The 19132-nt window shown below is 71.0% G+C and carries 21 protein-coding genes; 6 read left to right on the top strand and 15 right to left on the bottom strand.

Annotated features, from left to right (window positions below; genetic code table 11):
* Positions 1-31: 31 nt before the first annotated feature.
* Positions 32-721, top strand: coding sequence for a hypothetical protein (locus ACU6WY_RS13955; protein WP_483820242.1), 690 nt, complete (start codon positions 32-34; stop codon positions 719-721).
* A gap of 80 nt (positions 722-801) precedes the next feature.
* On the opposite strand, the gene ACU6WY_RS13950 is transcribed toward ACU6WY_RS13955, so the two are convergent.
* From ACU6WY_RS13950 to ACU6WY_RS13935, 4 genes are all read right to left on the bottom strand, one after another.
* Entirely contained in the window at positions 802-1929 is a 1128-nt protein-coding gene (locus tag ACU6WY_RS13950; RefSeq protein WP_483820241.1) for an ABC transporter permease, read from the bottom strand.
* Positions 1926-2810, bottom strand: coding sequence for an ABC transporter ATP-binding protein (locus ACU6WY_RS13945; protein WP_483820240.1), 885 nt, complete (start codon positions 2808-2810; stop codon positions 1926-1928). The genes ACU6WY_RS13950 and ACU6WY_RS13945 overlap by 4 nt, the downstream gene beginning before the upstream one ends.
* A 101-nt stretch (positions 2811-2911) precedes the next feature.
* The gene (locus tag ACU6WY_RS13940; RefSeq protein WP_483821930.1) at positions 2912-3553 is read right to left on the bottom strand and encodes a response regulator; all 642 of its coding nucleotides are present in this window, start codon (positions 3551-3553) and stop codon (positions 2912-2914) included.
* Positions 3554-3584: 31 nt separating this feature from the next.
* On the bottom strand, positions 3585-4856 hold the full coding sequence (locus tag ACU6WY_RS13935) for a sensor histidine kinase (protein ID WP_483820239.1): 1272 nt from the start codon (positions 4854-4856) through the stop codon (positions 3585-3587).
* A gap of 143 nt (positions 4857-4999) precedes the next feature.
* On the opposite strand from ACU6WY_RS13935, the gene ACU6WY_RS13930 reads away from it, so the two are divergent.
* Positions 5000-5572: an NADPH-dependent FMN reductase gene (locus ACU6WY_RS13930; RefSeq protein ID WP_483820238.1), complete on the top strand. Its 573-nt coding sequence runs from the start codon at positions 5000-5002 to the stop codon at positions 5570-5572.
* Between the two features lie 71 nt (positions 5573-5643).
* Here ACU6WY_RS13930 and ACU6WY_RS13925 read toward each other — a convergent pair whose 3' ends face one another.
* The 3 genes from ACU6WY_RS13925 to ACU6WY_RS13915 all read right to left on the bottom strand — a co-directional run bounded on the left by ACU6WY_RS13925 (position 5644) and on the right by ACU6WY_RS13915 (position 8273).
* Positions 5644-6882: an RNA polymerase sigma factor gene (locus tag ACU6WY_RS13925; protein WP_483820237.1), complete on the bottom strand. Its 1239-nt coding sequence runs from the start codon at positions 6880-6882 to the stop codon at positions 5644-5646.
* Entirely contained in the window at positions 6879-7304 is a 426-nt protein-coding gene (locus ACU6WY_RS13920) for a YciI family protein (protein WP_483820236.1), read from the bottom strand. The genes ACU6WY_RS13925 and ACU6WY_RS13920 overlap by 4 nt, the downstream gene beginning before the upstream one ends.
* A gap of 126 nt (positions 7305-7430) precedes the next feature.
* Positions 7431-8273: an exodeoxyribonuclease III gene (locus ACU6WY_RS13915; RefSeq protein ID WP_483820235.1), complete on the bottom strand. Its 843-nt coding sequence runs from the start codon at positions 8271-8273 to the stop codon at positions 7431-7433.
* A gap of 95 nt (positions 8274-8368) precedes the next feature.
* Between ACU6WY_RS13915 and pyrE the strand changes: the two genes are divergently transcribed.
* The gene (gene pyrE / locus ACU6WY_RS13910; protein ID WP_483820234.1) at positions 8369-8947 is read left to right on the top strand and encodes an orotate phosphoribosyltransferase; all 579 of its coding nucleotides are present in this window, start codon (positions 8369-8371) and stop codon (positions 8945-8947) included.
* A 110-nt stretch (positions 8948-9057) separates the two neighbouring features.
* On the opposite strand, the gene ACU6WY_RS13905 is transcribed toward pyrE, so the two are convergent.
* The 3 genes from ACU6WY_RS13905 to ACU6WY_RS13895 are packed head-to-tail and all read right to left on the bottom strand — an operon-like array spanning position 9058 to position 10620.
* Positions 9058-9198 (bottom strand): hypothetical protein, encoded by a 141-nt coding sequence (locus ACU6WY_RS13905; protein WP_483820233.1) that lies wholly within the window; start codon positions 9196-9198, stop codon positions 9058-9060.
* A 17-nt stretch (positions 9199-9215) separates the two neighbouring features.
* A complete protein-coding gene (locus ACU6WY_RS13900) occupies positions 9216-9788 on the bottom strand; it encodes a YdeI/OmpD-associated family protein (RefSeq protein WP_483820232.1) in 573 nt (190 codons plus the stop codon).
* 1 nt (position 9789) lies between these two features.
* Complete coding sequence (locus tag ACU6WY_RS13895; RefSeq protein WP_483820231.1) at positions 9790-10620, bottom strand: HAD-IIA family hydrolase; 831 nt, start codon at positions 10618-10620, stop codon at positions 9790-9792.
* 117 nt (positions 10621-10737) lie between these two features.
* Between ACU6WY_RS13895 and ACU6WY_RS13890 the strand changes: the two genes are divergently transcribed.
* Both ACU6WY_RS13890 and ACU6WY_RS13885 read left to right on the top strand, forming a co-directional pair.
* Positions 10738-11685 carry an SDR family NAD(P)-dependent oxidoreductase gene (locus ACU6WY_RS13890; RefSeq protein ID WP_483820230.1) on the top strand — a complete coding sequence of 316 codons (948 nt, stop codon included), beginning with the start codon at positions 10738-10740 and terminating at the stop codon, positions 11683-11685.
* A gap of 39 nt (positions 11686-11724) precedes the next feature.
* The gene (locus ACU6WY_RS13885; protein WP_483820229.1) at positions 11725-14187 is read left to right on the top strand and encodes an HAD-IC family P-type ATPase; all 2463 of its coding nucleotides are present in this window, start codon (positions 11725-11727) and stop codon (positions 14185-14187) included.
* Here the strand turns inward: ACU6WY_RS13885 and ACU6WY_RS13880 are convergent.
* Genes ACU6WY_RS13880 through ACU6WY_RS13870 form a run of 3 tightly spaced genes read right to left on the bottom strand, consistent with a single transcriptional unit; the run spans position 14148 to position 16548 of the window.
* A complete protein-coding gene (locus ACU6WY_RS13880; RefSeq protein WP_483820228.1) occupies positions 14148-14579 on the bottom strand; it encodes a hypothetical protein in 432 nt (143 codons plus the stop codon). The two genes, ACU6WY_RS13885 and ACU6WY_RS13880, sit on opposite strands and share 40 nt — an antisense overlap.
* Before the next feature lie 46 nt (positions 14580-14625).
* Complete coding sequence (locus ACU6WY_RS13875) at positions 14626-15261, bottom strand: metal-dependent transcriptional regulator (protein ID WP_483820227.1); 636 nt, start codon at positions 15259-15261, stop codon at positions 14626-14628.
* 9 nt (positions 15262-15270) lie between these two features.
* A complete protein-coding gene (locus tag ACU6WY_RS13870) occupies positions 15271-16548 on the bottom strand; it encodes an Nramp family divalent metal transporter (RefSeq protein WP_483820226.1) in 1278 nt (425 codons plus the stop codon).
* Positions 16549-16665: 117 nt separating this feature from the next.
* Between ACU6WY_RS13870 and ACU6WY_RS13865 the strand changes: the two genes are divergently transcribed.
* Entirely contained in the window at positions 16666-17298 is a 633-nt protein-coding gene (locus ACU6WY_RS13865; RefSeq protein ID WP_483820225.1) for a TrmH family RNA methyltransferase, read from the top strand.
* Between the two features lie 45 nt (positions 17299-17343).
* On the opposite strand, the gene ACU6WY_RS13860 is transcribed toward ACU6WY_RS13865, so the two are convergent.
* Together ACU6WY_RS13860 and ACU6WY_RS13855 are read right to left on the bottom strand one after the other, a co-directional pair.
* The gene (locus ACU6WY_RS13860) at positions 17344-17631 is read right to left on the bottom strand and encodes a hypothetical protein (protein WP_483820224.1); all 288 of its coding nucleotides are present in this window, start codon (positions 17629-17631) and stop codon (positions 17344-17346) included.
* 125 nt (positions 17632-17756) lie between these two features.
* The gene (locus tag ACU6WY_RS13855) at positions 17757-19085 is read right to left on the bottom strand and encodes an MATE family efflux transporter (RefSeq protein WP_483820223.1); all 1329 of its coding nucleotides are present in this window, start codon (positions 19083-19085) and stop codon (positions 17757-17759) included.
* Between the last annotated feature and the right edge of the window lie 47 nt (positions 19086-19132).

Raw genomic sequence — 19132 nt, 5'->3', positions numbered from 1 at the left:
CGCCGCCCGCCCCGCGCTCTAGAGTCGAGCCATGAGCGACGATGACGTCGAGCTCCACCGCTTGCGTGAGCGCGTCTACGGCGGCGCCGGAGGGTCGGCGACCGCGGCGGAGATCGCGCGGCTGACCAAACTCGAAGACGCCGAGCGGGAGCGCCGAGCGCCGCGACCCTCGGCCGCGCCCGAGACGCACGAGAGCACCGTCGCCGCCGAGCCCGAGCCCCCGGATGCCACGCCCCCGCGCCGTCGTGCCCTCGCGGCCGTGGCCGCGGTCGTCGCCGCCGGTGTGCTTCTCGCCGCTGGATTCGCCGCCGGTGCGTCTTCGCCCGCGTTCCTCGCCGCACCGACCTCGACGCTCACCCCGACCGCCCCCGCGTTTCCCGAGCTCGCGTTCCCGCAGACCGATGACGACCTCATCTCGGCTCCCCTGATCGACGACAGCGGTATCGATCCGTCGAGCACTCGCTACATCGCCGTCATCTTCGGGTTCCGCGTTTTCCTCGCCGCGCGCGAGCGCGGGGAGGGGGTGTGCGTCGTCACCTTCACCGTCGACGATGGAGAACCCTGGGCGGCCGGTTGCACGACCGGGGGCCCCTTCGACGACGGAGCCGTGTTCGGGGTCAACGAGCACCTGAGCATCGCGCTGGGTGACGCGAGCCGCATGTCGATCAAGGGCACGCCCGTGCGCCTGTCGGACTCGGTGACCGCGTTCGTCACCGGCTGACACGCGGGGCCCGGACGACAGAACGAGGGGTGGATGCCAGAAGCCGTGGCATCCACCCCTCGAGACCGGGTTCGAGCCGGTCAGCCGCGCAGCGCCTCGACCAGCTTGACGCGGGCACCCATGCGCAGCAGGGAGTTCTGGTAGATCCGCGAGGCCACGGCGATCGCGGCGACGCACGAGGCGATCAGCACGAGCAGCGAGAGCACCGGCTCCCACCACTGGGCGTCGCCGAGGTACATGCGCAGCGGCATTCCCACGGGGGCCGAGAACGGCACGTACGACATGATCGTGAGCACGACGGGGTTGTCGTTGAAGAAGATCACCAGGAAGTACGGCGCCATGATCAGCATCGTGATCGGCGTGGTCGTCGCCCCGATGTCTTCCTGGCGCGACACCATGGCCGCCGCGGCGGCGAAGAGCGCGGCCAGCAGCACGAACCCGAACAGGAAGAAGATCGCGAACCACGCGATGGGGGCGCCGAGTGCCCCGAGTACGCCGACCTGATCGGTGACGGCGAGCCCCACCACGGCTACCGCCGCCAGCAGCACGATCTGGGCCATCGCCAGGACCGTGTTGCCGATGACCTTGCCGGCCAGCAGCACGCGGACCGGGATCGCCGAGATGAGGATCTCGACCACGCGAGTCTGCTTCTCTTCCACGACGCTCTGCGCGATCGTGCCGCCGAACGTGCTCGCGGCGATGAGGAACACCAGTCCGAAACCGAGGGCGATGAAGTAGCGCAGCACGTCGGCGGCTCCGGCGCCGGGTTCGAGCGCCTCCACCGGGGGCGTCTCGCTCAGCAACTGCAGCAGGGTCGAGGGCACCCCGTCTTTCACCACGACGGTGTAGTCGAACGAGGGGTTCGATGATCCCGAAACGAGAGCGGCATCCACCGTCTCGTCTTCCACCAGGGCGCGGGCGGCGTCGTCGGAGTCGGCGACGGTCGTCTCGACCCCCTGGAGCCCCGAGACCGCGGCCTCGGTTTGACTCGTCACGGCGACGGGGATGCCGCTGCCGACGGCGTCGCGAGCGGCGAAACCGCCCCACAGCACCGACGCGAGGGCGGCGACGACGAGGACGATCGTCGAGATCACGAAGGCCTTGCTGCGCAGCTTCGAGCCGATCTCGCGCTCGGCGACGAGCCAGACGCCCTGCAGCTCGCCCGGGGCGCGCGGCGCCGGGGGACGCGGAGAAGTCGCGGTGCTCACTGGATGACCTCCTTGAAGATGTCGGCGAGGGTAGGACGCTGCGGCGCGAAGCTCGCGACGTCGCCGCGGGCGACCGCGGCGCGCAGGACGCTCTGAGCGGATGCATCGTCGTCGGCGTCGAACACGGCGTACCCGCCGTCGAAGTCGAGCACCGTGACGCCGGGCTGCTCGCGGATCCAGCCCGCGTCGCCGCCCGAGACGAGCTCGTACCGGTGCGTCGCGTGCTGAGCGCGGAGCTCGTCGCGGCTCCCGGCCGCGCGGATCGTGCCGCCCGCGATGATCACGAGGTCGTCGCACAGGCGCTCGACCACGTCGAGCTGGTGCGAGGAGAAGAGCACGGCCGCGCCGGTGGCCGCCTTCTCTTGCAGCACGCCGGCGACGACGTCGACCGCAAGCGGGTCGAGGCCCGAGAACGGCTCGTCGAGGATCAGCACCTCGGGCTCGTGCACGAGCGAGGCCGCGATCTGCGCGCGCTGCTGGTTGCCGAGCGACAGGGTCTCGACCAGATCGCCGAGGCGCTCGCCGAGGCCCAGGCGCTCCAAGAGAGCCGTCGCCTTCGCGGTGGCTTCGGCCTTCCCGAAACCGTGCAGACGGGCGAGATAGGCGATCTGCTCGACGACCTTCATCTTCGGGTACAGCCCGCGCTCTTCGGGCATGTATCCGAAGCGCCGGCGGTCGGCCGCGGTGAGCGGGGCGCCGTCGATCGCGACGGTCCCGGCGTCTTTCGCGAGAACCCCGAGCGCGATCCGCATGGTCGTGGTCTTGCCGGCGCCGTTGCCGCCGACGAAGCCCGTCAGCCGCCCGGGGGCGACGGTGAAGCTCACGTCGTCGAGCACGCGGCGCCCGCCGTAGCTCTTGGTGATGCCGTTCAGTTCCAGCACGGAACACCCCTCTCTGGTGATGGTGTCCACGCTATTGACGGCGGCGGTGCACGGCATCCGCCCGGGGAGGGGTTCCCGAGCTCCCCCCTGAGGGGGAGGGGTCAGGCCAGGCCGTGACGGTGGGCGAGCACGACGGCCTGCACGCGGTCGCGGGCGCCGAGCTTCTGCAGCACGTTGGACACGTGCGTCTTGACCGTCGCTTCGCCGATGTAGAGCCGTGCGGCGATCTCGGCGTTGCTGAGCGCCTCGGCCACGAGCCGGAGGACTTCGCTCTCGCGCTCGGTGAGCGGGTCGTGCAGCTCGAGCGGCGCGACCTCGCGCGAGGGGAGACGGGATGCCGGTGCGGCGGGCTCCGAGGCGGTGAAGCGCTCGATCACGCGGCGCGTGACGCCGGGGGCCAGCAGCGCGTCGCCGGCGCCGACCACGCGGACGGCGGAGACGAGGTCTTCGGGCCCGGCGTTCTTGAGGAGGAACCCGCTCGCACCGGCCGACAGGGCGGCGAAGAGGTAGTCGTCGCGGTCGAACGTCGTGACGATGAGCACCGCGGCATCGGAGGCGGGGTCGGCCACGATGCGCCGGGTCGCCTCGAGTCCGTCCATGTCGGGCATTTGCACGTCCATGCAGATCACGGTGGGACGAAGTTCCGCCGCCGCCCTGATCGCCTCGGCCCCCGTCGCGGCCTCGCCGACGACATCGATGTCGTCTTCCAGGGAGAGGATCGTGCGGAACCCCGCCCGCATCATGGCGTGGTCATCGACGAGGAGCACCCGCAGCTCAGACACGCGTCGCCCCCGCCTCGACGAGGGGCACGCGGACGCGCACGAGATAGCCTCCGCGGGTGCGGGGACCCATCTCGATGTGCCCGCCCGAGACCGCCGCGCGCTCCCGCATACCGCGCTGCCCGAGCCCCGGGGTGTCGGAGCCGCGGCGCCCGGTGTTCGCGACCTCGAGTTCGACGGCATCCGCCTCGAACCGCAGACGCACGTCGGCCGTGGCCCCGGGACCAGCGTGGCGGCGCGCGTTGGTCAGGGCCTCTTGCGCGATGCGGTACAGGTTGACCTGCACGAGGGGCGGGGGATCCACCGCGGGTGTCCCGATCTCGGCGAAGGTGGTGGGAATGCCCGCCGCAGTCGCCTCCTCGGTGAGGGCCGCGATCGACGACAGGCCGTGCGTCGTGGGGGCGGTGTCGGACGACGCCGTGTCGCACGGGCCGCCGTCGGGCGTGCGGAGGGTCTCCAGCAACTGGCGAAGTTCGTGCAGCGACGTGCGCGCCGACCCCTCGATGCCCGTCAGCACGTCGCGCGCTTTCTCGGGATCGCGCGACATCACCGACCGGGCGACCCCGGCCTGCACGCCCATCAGCGAAACGTGGTGGGCCACGACGTCGTGGAGCTCGCGCGCGATGCGCACGCGGTCGAGCGCAACGGCCTGCGCGGCCGTGATCTCGCGTTCGGCCTCGAGCTCGGCGGTGCGTTCCTCCAGCGCCACCCGCTGGAGTCGCTGCTGGTGGGAGCGCTCGCCGAAGAAGTACGCTCCGCCGAAGAACAGCGCGTTGAGCCCGAGCCCCAGCAGCTGGGCCGCGACGAAGGGCGAGAACGCCCCCGCCCGCGAGGGCATGCCCTCGGGGACCTGGTCGATCGGCATCGTGGCGTCTTGGAACATGACCACGAACAACCACGCGAACATGCCCAGGATGATCGCGACGCGCACGATCGTGGCCCGTCGGCGGTCCGTCGACCACGCACCGACGGAGTACAGCGCGATGAACATCGCGATATTGCCCGCGTAGACCTCGGGGATGCGCAGGGTCACGGCGAAGAAGTACGCCACCGACACCACCACCGCCACGATCGAGGGCCAGCGGCGGCGGAACGCCAGCGGCACGGCGAGAACCACGACGTAGACGACGGCGAGCACGAACTCGGCCTGCTCGTCGCCGTAGAGCCCGCCGATCGCCGAGAGGACGGCGCTGAGTAGCCCGCCGACGAAGAGCACGGCGGCGAGGGCGATGTCGCTTCGCCACTGCGCGCGGGTGAGGGTCGGCATCCCTCCACGGTATTGCTGACCCCCGACACCCGGCATCCCCCGTCCGACGGAGACGCTCCGTCCGGGAATAGATCGTGCGCCGAAATGCTTTCACATGAATGAACCTGGGCGCTGTGCGCCCCCGTCGTCCCGAGAGGATCACCGTGACCGAGTACACGATCGGCTACATCGTCGGCAGCATCTCCAGCACCTCGATCAACCGCCGCCTGGCCAAGGCGCTCGAGAAGGTGGCGCCCGAGGGCGTGACCCTGAAAGAGATCCCGATCAAGGACCTCCCGTTCTACTCGCCCGACTACGACGGGAACTTCCCCGAGGTCGCCCGGGACTTCAAGAGCGCGATCGAGGATGCCGACGGCGTCATCGTGGTCACTCCCGAGTACAGCCGCTCCATCCCCGGCGTGCTGAAGAACGCGCTGGACTGGTCGGCGCGTCCCTACGGTGAGGCGTCGTTCAACGACAAGCCCACCGCCGTGGTCGGCACGTCGCAGGGCGGCATCGCCACCGCCGCGGGCCAGCAGCACCTGCGCGCCGTGCTCCTGCACTACAACGCTCTCGTGCTGGGCCAGCCCGAGGGCTACATCCAGTCGACGCCGGGTCTGTTCGACGAGGACGGCACCGTCAACGACGAGGGAACCGCGGCCTTCCTCCGCTCGATCATCGAGGCCCTTGCGACGCTGGTGGAGCGCACGGCGCCCGCCGACGTTCCCGCGGTCTGACGCACATTCTCACGGCGGGGTCGGGTTCGCCCGGCCCCGTCGTCGTGCGTCCGGCGGGGTTCGCGCGCGACTCAGGCGCCGAGCGCGTCTGCCTTGCGGCGCAGCAGGGTCGCCTCGCGGGTGTTGCGGGTCAGTCCCGCCGCCTCGAGCAGGTGCATCCGTGCTTCGTCGACGCGACCGAGCCGGGCGAGGAGTTCGCCGCGCACCGAGGGCAGCAGGTGGGATCCGCGCAGGCTCCCGGCATCCACGATGGCGTCGACGATCGCGAGCCCCTCAGCCGGGCCGGATGCCATCGACACGGCGACGGCGCGATTGAGCTCGACCACGGGGTTGGCGGTGAGGCGGGCGAGCATCTCGTACAGCAGGACGATCCGATCCCAATCGGTGCCTTCCACGCTCGGCGCCTCCGCGTGACACAGGGCGATCGCCGCTTGCAGCTGATACGGACCACGCCCGCGTCCGAGGGCGTCCGCCCGATCCAGCAACGCCCGGCCCCGGGCGATGGCCGACCGATCCCAGCGCCGGCGATCCTGGTCGGCCAGCAGCACGGCATCCCCGCGCGCGTCGATCCGCGTCGCGAAGCGTGACGACTGCAGTTCCATGAGCGCGCAGAGGCCGAGCACCTCCGGTTCGCGGGCGAGCAGGCCCCCCAGCACGCGTCCGAGGCGAAGGGCCTCGTGGGCGAGCTCGGTGCGGAGCACAGCGTCGCCGGTCGTGGCGAGGTAGCCCTCGGTGAAGATCAGGTAGATGACGCTGAGCACCGCGCCTCGCCGCGCCGGCCACTCCGCCGGTTCGGGCACCTCGAACGGCACCCGGGCGGCGCTCAGCGCCTTCTTCGCCCGCACGATGCGCTGCTGCATGGTGGGGACGGGCACGAGGAAGAGGCGAGCGATCGCCTCGGCGTCGAGACCGCCGACGACCTTCAGGGTCAGCGCCACCTGCGCCTCACGGGACAGCACGGGGTGACACGCGGCGAAGACGAGGCGCAGCACGTCGTCGTCGATCGGCTCCCAGGCGTCGTCCGAGACCTCATCGAGGTCGGAGGCGAGGAGCCGGTACTTCTCGCCCAGCCGCTCCTGGCGTCGCCAGCCGTCGATGGCGCGGCGCTTGGCGACGGCGGTGAGCCATGCCCCGGGGTTCTGCGGGACTCCGTCGCGCACCCACTGCCCCATGGCCTCGACGAGCGCGTCCTGCGCGAGGTCTTCCGCCGTGCCGAGGTCGCCGACCACGCGAGTCAGCGCCGCGACGATCCGCGCACCTTCGATGCGCCAAATCGCCGCGACGCGGCGCGCGACCTCGGATTCGGTCACCGCGAGGACTGCTCCTCGCGCCAGCCCTCCTCCTTCTGGATGAACTCGTTGTCGGCGAAGGCCGCGAAGTCGGTCTCGTCGGTCACCCGGCGAACCTCGAGCTTGTTGCCGGGGCTCAGCGGCGCCCGTCGCGCCCACTCGATCGCCTCGTCGCGCGAGGACACCTCGATGATCCAGAAGCCGTTGAACAGCTCGTGGGTCTCGCCGTACGGGCCGTCGGTCACGACGGGCGCCTCGCCGGCGAAGTCGACGACGAACGCCGAGCTGAGGTCTTCGGCCAGACCCTCGCCCGCGACGAGGACACCGGCGGTCATCATCGCCTCGTTGTAGGCGCCCATCCGGTTGATGATCTCCTCGAAGGGGATCTCCTTGTACGCGGCGTACGCCTCGTCGGTGCCGCGCATGATCAGCATGTACTTCATCGTGAACTCTCTTCGTCGTGTGCTCGGTCGAGCGCCTTCGGGGAGCGGATGCCTGCCCCTACTATCGCGTCGAACGGCGGCGCAGGGAATCGACAGCGCCTCGGAAGAAAGTTCTTCGGATGCCGCTCAGCCGAAGATCATCGGCAGATCGTCGTCGTCGTCCGTCGAGAAGTCGAGGTCGGCGACGACGGGCACGTGGTCGCTGGGGATCTCGCCCTTGCGCTCGTCGCGGTGGATCTCGGCGCCCTGCACCGCGTCGGCGAATGCCCGCGAGCCGAGGATGAAGTCGATGCGGAGCCCCTCGTTGCGGGGGAAGCGCAGCTGCTTGTAGTCCCAGTACGTGTACCCGCTCGGGATCAGCGGACGCACGACGTCAGCGAGTCCGGCGGCCTCGAACGCGGCGAACGCGGCGCGCTCGGGCGGCGAAACGTGGGTGGTCACACCCTCGACCACCGTGGGGTCGCCGTTGTCGGCATCCGTCGGGGCGATGTTGAAGTCGCCGGTGAGGGCGAGCGGCAGGTCGGGGTTCGTCGCGAGCGTGTCTTCTGTGTGGCGGCGGAGGGCCTCGAGCCAGTCGAGCTTGTAGCGGTAGTGGGGGTCGTCGAGCCCGCGACCGTTGGGCACGTACAGGCTCCACACGCGCACGCCGCCGACGGTCGCGCCGATCGCACGTGCTTCGAGGGGCAGATCGGGGCCCTCTTTGCCCTTCTCGAACCCCGGCATGCCGGGGAAGGAGATCTCGACGTCGTCGAGCGGCTCACGGCTCGCGATCGCCACGCCGTTCCACTGGTTCAGGCCGTGCGCGGCGACGTGATACCCGGCCTCTTCGAACGCCGCATACGGGAACTGCTCCGTCTTGCATTTGATCTCCTGCATCGCCAGGACGTCGATGTGCTCACGCACGCAGAACTCGACCGTGCGGACGACGCGGGCGCGGATGGAGTTGACGTTCCAGGTGGCCAGGCGCATGGCATCCAGCCTACTTTCGGGCGGGGACATCGCCGTGCGCTGCTCCGAATGGATGACCGCGGGCGTGATCCATACGGAGCAATAGACTCGACGCCGTGACTGCCGCCTCCACGCCCGAGCTCGAAGCCGACCGCCAGGCCCTCATCGGCCTCATCAACGCCGAGGCGGTGTTCCACGGCGACTTCACCCTCTCGAGCGGCAAGAAGGCGACGTACTACGTCGACATGCGCAAGCTCACGCTCGACCACCGCGCCGCTCCCGCGATCGGCCGTCTCGTGCTCGACCTCGTGAAAGACCTTGACGGCGTCGTCGCCGTGGGCGGGCTCACCCTCGGCGCCGATCCCATCGCCAACGCCGTCATGCATGAGTCGGTGCACGCCGGGCACCCGCTCGACGCGTTCGTCGTGCGCAAGGAGCCCAAGGACCACGGCCGCGGTCGCCAGATCGAGGGCGCCGATGTGAAGGGCAAGCGCGTCGTCGTCGTCGAAGACACCTCGACCACCGGTCAGTCCGCGCTCAAGGCCGTCGAGGCCCTGCGCCGCGAGGGCGCCGAAGTCGTCGCCGTCGCGGTGATCGTCGACCGCAAGACCGGCGCGCAGGCCGCGATCGAGGCCGCGGGCCTGCAGTGGCTGGCATCCATCGACCTCGACGACCTGGGCCTGCAGCCGCAGTAACGTGCGGCGCGGTTGCCGCGCGGCCTGTTCGCGGCGCGGATCGCCCTGTTCCGGCGACACGGCCAGTTCTCGTGACGGGCGGGCACCGGATGCCACGCCCGCCGCCGCGATCAGTCGGTGCCGTCGCCCGGACCGTCGAAGGGGTCGCGGCCGCCGCCGCGCCGCGAGCGCCGCCACTGCACGAGGAACGCGACGAGGGTTCCGGCGGTGATGAGGATGGCGGTGAGCAGCCACAGGGTGCGATCGTCCATGCGCCCATCTTCTCTGATCAGGGGCGCTTTCCCGTCGCGGCGTCGGCCACGATCTTCGCGATGCGCGCGGCGCGGGTCTGTGGGCGCACGGCCGTCGCGATGAGCGTCAGGCCGAACTTCCGACTCGAGGGCGGGAACGCGTCCCAGGCGGCGCGTGCGGCCGGCGCGGCGTCGAGCGCCGCCGCGAGGTCGGGCGGTTCGATGCCGGCCTCGGGCCCGTCGAGCAGTTCCCACGCGCCGTTGGCGCGAGCGACCTCGAGCGCGCGGAGACCCGCGGCGCGCAGCCGGCCGTCGGCCTCCAGCCGCGCGATGCGTGCCTTGTTGGTCGCCGCCCATCCGCTGGTCGGTCGCCGCGGGGCGAACCACAGCCCAGAGCTGACGTCGTCGAACACGCGAACCGGGCCGTCGATCCATCCGAAGCACAGCGCTTCGCAAATCGCCTCTTCGTAGCCGACATAGCGGCCCGCGTCGGCGCCGCGTCCGCGGAGCAGCCAGGCGCCCGTCGACGTGGTGTGGTGCTCTTCGAGCCAACGCCCCCAGGCAGCGGCATCGACGGCCGCGACCTTCACCCCGTCGTCGAGCGCGCCCATGTCAGAGTCCCGCGGTCAGCCCCTCTTCGCCGTCGGCCAGATCGGTCTCGACGGGCTCGTCGCGCAAGAGCTCGGCGACGGACGGCAGGATCTCGTCGGGGCGGAAGGGGTACTTCTCGATCTCGCGCTCATCGCTGATGCCGGTCAGCACGAGCACCGTGTGAAGCCCGGCCTCGATGCCCGCGACGATGTCGGTGTCCATGCGGTCGCCGATCATGCCGGTGTTCTCGGAGTGCGCGCCGATGCGGTTGAGCGCGGAGCGGAACATCATCGGGTTCGGCTTGCCCACGATGTAGGGCTCTTTGCCGGTGGCCTTCGTGATGAGCGCGGCGATCGCCCCGGTCGCCGGCAGCACGCCCTCGTGGGAGGGGCCCGTGGCATCGGGGTTGGTGGCGATGAACCGGGCTCCGTCGCGGATGAACCGGATCGCCTTGGTGATGGCCTCGAAGGAGTAGTTGCGCGTCTCGCCGACGACGACGTAGTCGGGCGCCGTCTCGGTCATGATGAACCCGGCCTCGTGGAGGGCGGTGGTCAGGCCCGCCTCGCCGATGACGAAGGCGGTGCCGCCCGGCATTTGCGATCGCAGGAAATCGGCCGTGGCCAGGGCCGAGGTCCAGATGGAGGACTCGGGGACCGTGAGGCCCGACGCCCGCAGCCGCGCGCTGAGATCGCGGGGGGTGAAGATCGAGTTGTTGGTCAGGACGAGGAACGGTGTTCCTTCGGCCCGCCATTGAGCGAGAAGTTCGGAGGCGCCGGGGACCGGCGTGTTCTCGTGGACGAGCACGCCGTCCATGTCGGTCAGCCAGCACTCCACGTCTTCACGGGTTCGCATGGCCTCAGCCTAGCCCCGGCCTTCGTCACGCCCGTCGGTGGGAAAGTTCTCCCCATCGATATTCCGCAGCGGGAATGAACCCGTGACGGGGTGCCGCGATCTCGTTAGGGTCGAAGGGTGGCGCGCAGCGAGTGGGACCCCCGGAACCTCCCCGACCTCTCGGGGCGCGCGTATCTCGTGACGGGCGCCACGCGCGGTCTCGGCTTCTTCGCCTGCGAGCAGCTCGCCGGCGCCGGCGCGCACGTGGTGCTCACCGGCCGCAACCCGAATCGACTTGCCACGGCGAAAGCGGCGGTCAAGCGCACCCATCCGGATGCCTCGATCGAGACGCTTCTGCTCGATACGAGCAACCTCGGGTCGGTGCGCGCCGCCGCCGCAACCGTGCGCGCCCGAGGACGACTCCACGGGCTGCTGATGAACGCGGGCATCGTGCATCCCCCGAAGACCCGCGAACTGGCGGGCGGTCACGAGCGCGTGTTCGCCACCAACGTGCTCGGCCATTTCGCGCTCGCCGGTGAACTCCTCACGCCCCTGGCCTCGGCCCGGGGGCGCATGGTGTGGGTGGGGAGCATGTCGACCTCCCTGTGGGCGCACCTGCCCACCGACCCCGAGCTCGTCGAGGGGTACACCCCCTGGCGCGCGTACGTGCAGTCCAAGGCGGCGACCACGGCGCTCGCTCTCGAGGCCGACCGGCGTCTGCGCGCGCACAGCGTCCCCGTCGAGAGCCTCGTCGCCCACCCCGGGTACTCCACGAGCGGCCGGACCCGTGGCATCCGGGGCGTCAACGAACCGACGCGGCTGACCCGTTTCGTCGACAACCTGCAGGCGCCCCTCACGCAATCGAAGGAGCAGGGGGCCTGGGCCCTCGTCCGCGCCCTGGTCGATCCGCTCGCCGAGGGCGGGTCGATGTACGGACCGGCGCTCGTGGCACGCGGGACTCCCCGAAAGGCGACCCCCGCCCGACGCACGCGCGACGCTGCGCTGGGCGACGACCTCTGGCGCGCGTGCGAGACGGCCACGCACGTGCGCTGGCCGTTCGAGCGGGTCCGGCGAACGGTGTCCTGACCGTCCCGCGATGTCGGGGCCTGCCCCTACAGTGATCGCATGGACCAGGCGACCGCCGACAGCATCGATGCCGCCGATCTGCGCGGTCTGACCGCCACCGAGGTCGCCGAGCGTGTGGCCGCGGGCCAGACGAACGCCTTCGCCGCCGACAGCAGTCGTTCGGCGTGGAACATCGTGCGGGCCAACGTCTTCACGCTGTTCAACGGCATCGTCGGCGCCTGCTTCCTCGTGCTGCTGCTCCTCGGACGCTGGCAAGACGCGCTGTTCGGCATCGCCGCGCTATCCAACGCCGTGATCGGCTGTGTTCAGGAGTTCCGCGCGAAGGCAGCGCTCGATCGGCTCGCGCTGCTCAACGCCCCGCGCGCGCGGGTGCGTCGCGACGGTGTCGATGCCGAGATCGCGCCGCCCGAGGTGGTGCGCGACGACCTGCTCGTGCTCCGCGCGGGTGACCAGGTGCCGGCCGACGCGGTCGTGGCGGTCTCGCACGCGCTGCAGATCGACGAGTCGATGCTCACCGGCGAATCGGATGCCGTCGACAAACGCCCCGGCGACGAGGCGCTGTCGGGGTCGATCGTCGTCGCGGGCGAGGGAACGGCCCGTGTGACCCGCGTGGGCGCGGAGTCGTACGCGAACGCGTTCGCCGCCGAGGCGAAGCGGTTCCAGCTGGTCTCGAGCGAGCTGCGCACCTCGATCGATCGCGTGCTGCGCTGGGTGGGCTGGGGGATCGGCCCCATCGGGCTGCTCGTGCTCAACGCCCAGATGATGGTGGCGGGCGGGTGGGCGCAGGCGTGGCAGCAGGGCACGTGGCAGCAGGCCGTCGTCAACACGATCGCCTCGCTCACGGCGATGATCCCGCTGGGTCTCGTGCTCATGACCTCGATCGCCTTCGCCGTCGGCGCCGCGCGGCTGGCCGGTAAGAAGGTGCTCGTCAACGAGCTCCCCGCCGTCGAGGGTCTGGCCCGTGTCGACATCATCTGCCTCGACAAGACCGGCACGCTCACGGCGGGCGAGATTCGCTTCGACGCCGCGCTCGAACTGTCGCCGCGTGACGGGTGGCGCGACACGCTCGCCTGGTACGGCGCCGCCGATGACGCGAACGCGACCGCGCAGTGTCTGCGCGAACCCTTCCCCGTCGCCACTGCGCTGGCCGTCGCGCAGCGCATTCCCTTCTCTTCGGCGCGCAAGTGGAGCGCCGTCTCGTTCGTCGAGGGTGCCCCCGGCACCTGGGTGCTGGGCGCGCCCGAGATGGTGTTCGGCGACGCCGCGGCCGATCCCGCCACCGAGCTCGGCGAGGCGGTGACCCGCCTGGCCTCCTCGGGTCGGCGCACGCTCGTGCTCGCCCACACCGCGGCCGCCCTCGACGAGGCCGACGCCGACGCCGAGAGGTTCCCGGCCGACCCCGTCGCGGTGGCGGTCCTCACCTTCGCCGAGGCCGTGCGACCCGATGCGCCGGAGGCCCTGGCCTTCTTCCGCGCGCAGGGCGTGGCGGTGCGTGTCATCTCGGGCGACAATCCGCGCACGGTCGCCGCGATCGCGCGCGAAGTGGGGCTCGAGGTCGACCAGGGCTACGACGCCCGTGGCCTCCCCGACGACGATGTCGAGCTCGGGCGCGTGCTCGAGGAGCACACCGTCTTCGGGCGGGTGACCCCCGACCAGAAGAAGCGCATGGTGGTGGCGCTGCAGGCCCGCGGGCACGTCGTGGCGATGACCGGCGACGGCGTGAACGACGCGCTGGCGATCAAGGCGGCCGACATCGGTATCGCGATGAACTCGGGCGCCGCCGCGACCAAGGCCGTCGCCCGGCTCGTGCTGCTCGACGGACGCTTCTCGCACCTGCCGTCGGTGGTCGCCGAGGGGCGCCAGGTCATCGCGAACATCGAACGCGTCTCGATGCTCTTCCTCACTAAGACGGTGTACGCCACCGGGCTCGCGGTGCTCTTCGGCGCCCTCGTGCTCGAGTTCCCCTTCCTGCCGCGACAGCTGTCGATCACCGACGGTCTGACCATCGGCATCCCCGCGTTCTTCCTCGCGCTCCTGCCCAACACACAGCGCTACGTGCCCGGATTCCTGAAACGCTCGCTGAGCTTCGCCATCCCGGCGGGCATCGTGATCGCCGTGTCGCTCACCCTGTACACACGGTGGGCGATCGACATCGGTCTGAGCGTGGAACAGTTGCGCACCGGCGCCACGATCATCCTCGCCATCGTCGCGATCTGGGTGCTGACGGTGCTTTCGCGGCCGGTCACGCGCGTGAAGGTGCTCGTGATCGGCGCGATGTTCATCGCCCTCACCGCGATCTTCACGGTGCCCGTGCTGGGGCAGTTCTTCCAGCTGCAAGATCCGGGCGAAGACGGCGCCTATCTGATCACGGCCGTCGTCGTCGTCGCGATCGCCGCCATCGAGGTGGTGCGGTTCGCTCACCGTCGTTTCGTGCAGCGGATGCTCGCGTCGCCGCCCGCGACTCAGGGAGCGGGCGAGGGCAGTGGCGCCGCCGTCGCCTGACGGAAGTAGCGTCGCGACGTGGGCGGGATCCAGACGGCGGCGATCACGGCGATCGTCGCGACGAGCGGAATGATCACGGCGAGGTCGCGGTCGGTGAGGGCGAGCGACAGCCCCTGCAGCACCCCGAGGACGGCGAGATACGCCGTGAGCAAGACGCGGGCCAGCCGGCTTCCGCGGGCGAGCGACGAGGCTCCGGCGACCGTGAGCAGCCCGAGCAGAATGGTGGCGGCACCCACGAGCGAAACGGCGAGAACCTCGTCGTCGGGCACCTCGTACCGCGCCAGCAAGATGAGGATGCCGAGGGCAGTGTTGGCGAATCCGCCGATGTAGACCAGCACGACGGCGAGCGTCACGACGGCGGGTCGCGGGGTGGCGGGGGCGGGAGCGGTCATCGGTGCCTCACGGTAGGTGCGGTCAGCGTACCGCGCGAGAACAGGCTCAGCGGGTGAGCCAGACCGAGCTGCCCGCACCCTCGGGGAGCGCCACGTCGACACCGTCGGCGCGCACGAGTCCGGGTGAGACGACCTCGAGCTCGTGTCCGACATCGATCCGGCGTTCGACCAGGGCGCGCAGGAGGTCGGGATCGCGATCGCTCACCCGGAGCACGCGCCCCGCGTGACCGGAGACCGCGTCGGCGAGCAGCACGAAGGGCTCGCGGTGCACGGCGCCGGTGGCATCCGGAATCGCATCGCCGTGCGGGTCGAACCTCGGCCGTCCGAGCCTCTCGTCGATGCCCTCGAGCAGGCGATCGCTGAGGGAGTGCTCGAGCACCTCGGCCTCATCGTGCACCTCGTCCCACGCGTACTGGAACTCGCGCACGAGCCAGGTCTCGATCAGCCGGTGGCGGCGGATCACCTGGGCCGCGCGGCGCTCGCCCGTCGCGGTGAGCGAGACGGGTCCGTACGGGCGATGCTGCACGAGCCCCTGGGCGGCGAGCTTCTTCACCATCTCGGTGACGCTCGAGGGGGCCAGACCCAGGACGCCTGCGAGCTGGGACGGCGTGATGGGGTCGTCTTGCCACTCGGTGTGGTGGTAGATGGCCTTGAGGTAGTCGTCGGCCACGGGCGATTCCACCTCGCCAGCCTATCCGCCGGTGAGCACCAGCCACAGGAGCACGGCGTTCAGCGCGATGAGAAACACGGATGCCGCCACCCCCGCCGCCGTGGTGAGGGCGCGGTTGCGGTACGCGCCGAGGACGCTCCGTCGCGCCGTGAGGGCCACGAGCGGCACAAGCGCGAACGGGATGCCGAACGACAACACGACCTGGCTCAGCACGAGCGCGAGCGTCGGGTCGATCCCGAGGCCGAGGATCACCAGCGCCGGGATCAGTGTCACCAGCCGGCGCACGACCAGCGGGACGCGCACGCGAAGGAGTCCGTGCATGATCTCGGCGCCGGCGTACGCGCCGACCGACGTCGAGGCGAGGCCACTTGCCAGCAGGCCGACGGCGAAGAAGGTCGCGACCAGCGGACCGAGCCCGTCGCGCAGCGCCGCGTACGCCCCCTCGAGACTGTCGGTGCCGTCGACCCCGGCGAGGTTCGCCGCCGCGAGCAGCAGGATCGCGAGGTTCACCGTGCCGGCGACCGCGAGGGCGATAGTGACGTCCCATCGGGTCGCTCGCAGCAGTCGCGCGGTCGAGAGTCCGCGGGCCCGTTCGAGATCGGCCGCGGCCGTCGGGGTCGCCGGGGCGAAGCGGTCCCTGCTGAGGGCGGAGTGGGCGTAGATCGCGTGCGGCATGATCGTCGCCCCGAGGATCGACGCCGCCAGCAGCACCGAGTTGACCCCCTCGAAGCGGGGCACGAGACCGCCCACCACGCCGGCCGGGTCGGGCGGCGCGAAGAACAGTCCCGCGGTGAATCCGACCGCGATGATCAGGAGCAACCCGATCACCACCGTCTCGAATGCCCGGGCACCGCGGCGGGATTGCACGACGAGCAGGGCCATCGAGACGATCCCCGTGATCGCGCCACCCCACACCAGTGGGATGCCGAAGAGCAGGTGCAGCGCGACGGCGCCGCCGATGACCTCGGCGATGTCGGTGGCCATGGCGACGAGCTCCGCCTGTACCCAGTACGCCCGCCGCGCCCACGGATGGCGAATGCGACGTCCGAGCACCTGGGGGAGACTCTCGCCGGTGACGATGCCGAGCTTGGCCGAGAGGTACTGGATGAGCCAGGCCATGACGTTGCCGAGCACCACGACCCACACCAGCAGGTAGCCGAAGACGGCGCCCGCGGTCATGTTGCTGGCGACGTTCCCGGGGTCGAGGTACGCCACGCCCGCCACCATCGCCGGCCCCAGGAGCCACGCCGCCCGCTGCGGAGCGTGCCGGCGGTCGACGGCATCCTGATTTTTCGGCATGCCGAAATCGTACCGATATTTCGGTGCACCGAAAAATCTCGGAACCCCGGGCGTCGCTGCCTGCCCCGCGACGGGGCCGCGACCGGCCAGCCCGCGCCGCCCGGATAGCCTGAAGTGGTGAGCGATGGCGACGAGACCCCTCCGCCCCTGCACGGGCTCGGTCCGTGGCCCGGCGGGCCCGAGGCCTGGCCCGACGACCCGCGGTTCGACCGTGAGCTGCTCGCCGAGGGCGACCGCCGCAACGTCGTGGACGCCTACCGGTACTGGACGATGGAGGCGATCGTCGCTGACCTCGATGCCCGGCGGCATCCGTTCCATGTCGCCATCGAGAACTGGCAGCACGACCTCAACATCGGTTCCATCGTGCGCAGCGCCAACGCGTTCCTCGCCGCCGAGGTGCACATCATCGGAAAGCGCCGCTGGAACCGCCGCGGCGCCATGGTCACCGACCGGTACCAGCACGTGCGCCACCACGACGATGTCGCCGCGTTCGCGGCCTGGGCGCGGGAGGCAGGGCTCCCCCTCCTCGCCATCGACAACGTGGAGGGGTCGGTGCCGGTCGACCGGGCCGAGCTGCCCGAAGCGTGCGTGCTGCTCTTCGGGCAGGAGGGCCCCGGTCTGTCCCCCGAGGCGCTCGCCGCGGCATCCGGGGTGATCGAGATCACCCAGTACGGGTCGACGCGGTCGATCAACGCGGCCTCGGCCGCCGCGGTCGTGATGTACGAGTGGTGTCGCCGCTGGGCGGGATGACCGCGCCTGCGGCGCACCGGATGCGGGTGGGGAGACCTCGCGCCGTCAGCGGACGGAGCGCAGATCGCTCACCGCGGCGCGGTCCGCGGCAGACCGCGATCCCCGCGTGAGGCGGAACGCCACGAGCGCGCCGGCGAAGAGGATCGCGGCGCTGGTCAGGACAGCGACGGTCAACACGGCGCCCGCGAACGGGCGTTCCCGGTATACGTAGCCCGCGGACGCGTCGTCCCACGCCTCGTACTCGACGAAGTACGACCCGCCCGCGCAGAAAACCGCGATGGCCAGAATGATCGCCGCGGCCACGAAGAGCGTTTCCGTTGTATGCCCCCGCATGCAACCAGGCTAGGGCAGCCCGGTGTCGGGGACGTGTCGGGCGGGCGAAGCTCAGGTTCCGGCGCGCGGGTGGATTTCGTAACGAAGACGGCGTCGGGCACCCGCAAGGCGGCTCCCGTGGTCGGTCAGCCGCCCGTCGTCATCCAGGCGCGTCCGCGGACCCGAAGCCCCAGGGTGGCGGCGCGGGCCAGCATGTACACGCCGAAGAAGGCCGCCGCGAGCCACGCGAGACCCGGTGCCCCGCCGCCGGCGAACAGGGCGACCAGCACGAGCGCGGGCACGTAGGGAACGAGGTTGATGACCCCCGCGATCGCCAGATACCGGGCGTCTCCGGCGCCGATGAGCACGCCGTCGAGCACGAACACGAACGCCGCGAGGGGCTGAGCGAGAGCGAGCACGATCAGCGCGGGCTGGATGAGGGCGGCGACCGCGGGATCGCCGGTGAACACCAGCCCCAGAACTCCGGATGCCGCCCCGACCAGCGCCCCGACGGCGACGCCGAACCACACCCCCCACGCCACCGTGCGCGAGAGCACGTGACGGACGCCCGCCCTGTCGCCCTCTCCGAGCGACTTGCCCACGAGGGCCTGGGCTGCGATGGCCAACGCATCGAGCGCGAACGCGGCCGTCGAAAACACCGTGAAGGCGATCTGCCACCCCGCGAGCTCGGTGGTTCCGAGGCCCGTGGCCACCGCGACGGTGGCGAGAAACGCCACGCGCAGACTCAGGGTGCGCAGGAACAGCCACCCGCCCGAGCGCGCCGTGCCCCGCAGGCCCATCGGCTCGGGCCGCACCGAGGCCGCATGGCGGCGAGCCAGGCGCGCGGCGATGACGACGTACGCGCCGACCATGCCCCACTGGGCCACGACCGTGCCCACCGCGGAGCCGGCGATGCCCCAACCGAAGCCGTAGATGAACAGCGCGTTCAGCGCGGCGTTCGCGCCGAATCCGACCCCCGCGATCCACAGCGGGGTGACGGTGTCTTGCATGCCGCGCAGGAGCCCCGTCGCCGCGAACACGACGAGCATGGCGGGAAGACCCCACATCGAGATCGAGAGATAGACGCGGGCGTTCTCGGAGACATCGGGCGCCGCGCCGAACACGTCGACCAGCAGGGGCGTGGCCAGAACCCCCGCCAGCGCGAGGACGGCGCCGATCGTCAGCGCGAACCACATGCCGTCGATGCCCACCGACACCGCGCGCGAGAGATCGCCCGCTCCGTAGCGGCGTGCGACGGCGGGCGTCGTGGCGTAGGCCAGGAACACCATGAGTCCCACCACCGTGTGCAGCACGGCGCTGGCGACCCCGAGACCGGCCAGTGGGGCGACCCCGAGGTGGCCGACCATCGCGGCGTCGACGATGAGGAAGAGGGGCTCGGCAATAAGTGCGCCGAGCGCCGGCACGGCCAGCCGCAGAATCGCGCGATTCAGCGAGACGGGCGGCGAGGTGGTCACTCCCCGAGCCTAGGGGCGACCCCCGACACGGCCGTCGCGCGTCACTT

Source organism: Microbacterium sp. ZW3a (genome assembly GCF_057167165.1).
Note: the sequence above shows the minus strand (reverse complement) of the source record. Positions and strands in the feature narration are given on the sequence as shown.

Coding starts and splice junctions, on each gene's coding strand:
- ACU6WY_RS13955 (WP_483820242.1), top strand. CDS start 32: ATGAGCGACGATGACGTCGAGCTCCACCGCTTGCGTGAGCGCGTCTAC.
- ACU6WY_RS13940 (WP_483821930.1), bottom strand. CDS start 3,553: ATGATGCGGGCGGGGTTCCGCACGATCCTCTCCCTGGAAGACGACATC.
- ACU6WY_RS13935 (WP_483820239.1), bottom strand. CDS start 4,856: ATGCCGACCCTCACCCGCGCGCAGTGGCGAAGCGACATCGCCCTCGCC.
- ACU6WY_RS13920 (WP_483820236.1), bottom strand. CDS start 7,304: ATGAAGTACATGCTGATCATGCGCGGCACCGACGAGGCGTACGCCGCG.
- ACU6WY_RS13915 (WP_483820235.1), bottom strand. CDS start 8,273: ATGCGCCTGGCCACCTGGAACGTCAACTCCATCCGCGCCCGCGTCGTC.
- ACU6WY_RS13905 (WP_483820233.1), bottom strand. CDS start 9,198: ATGGACGATCGCACCCTGTGGCTGCTCACCGCCATCCTCATCACCGCC.
- ACU6WY_RS13900 (WP_483820232.1), bottom strand. CDS start 9,788: ATGGGCGCGCTCGACGACGGGGTGAAGGTCGCGGCCGTCGATGCCGCT.
- ACU6WY_RS13895 (WP_483820231.1), bottom strand. CDS start 10,620: ATGCGAACCCGTGAAGACGTGGAGTGCTGGCTGACCGACATGGACGGC.
- ACU6WY_RS13885 (WP_483820229.1), top strand. CDS start 11,725: ATGGACCAGGCGACCGCCGACAGCATCGATGCCGCCGATCTGCGCGGT.
- ACU6WY_RS13880 (WP_483820228.1), bottom strand. CDS start 14,579: ATGACCGCTCCCGCCCCCGCCACCCCGCGACCCGCCGTCGTGACGCTC.
- ACU6WY_RS13870 (WP_483820226.1), bottom strand. CDS start 16,548: ATGCCGAAAAATCAGGATGCCGTCGACCGCCGGCACGCTCCGCAGCGG.
- ACU6WY_RS13860 (WP_483820224.1), bottom strand. CDS start 17,631: ATGCGGGGGCATACAACGGAAACGCTCTTCGTGGCCGCGGCGATCATT.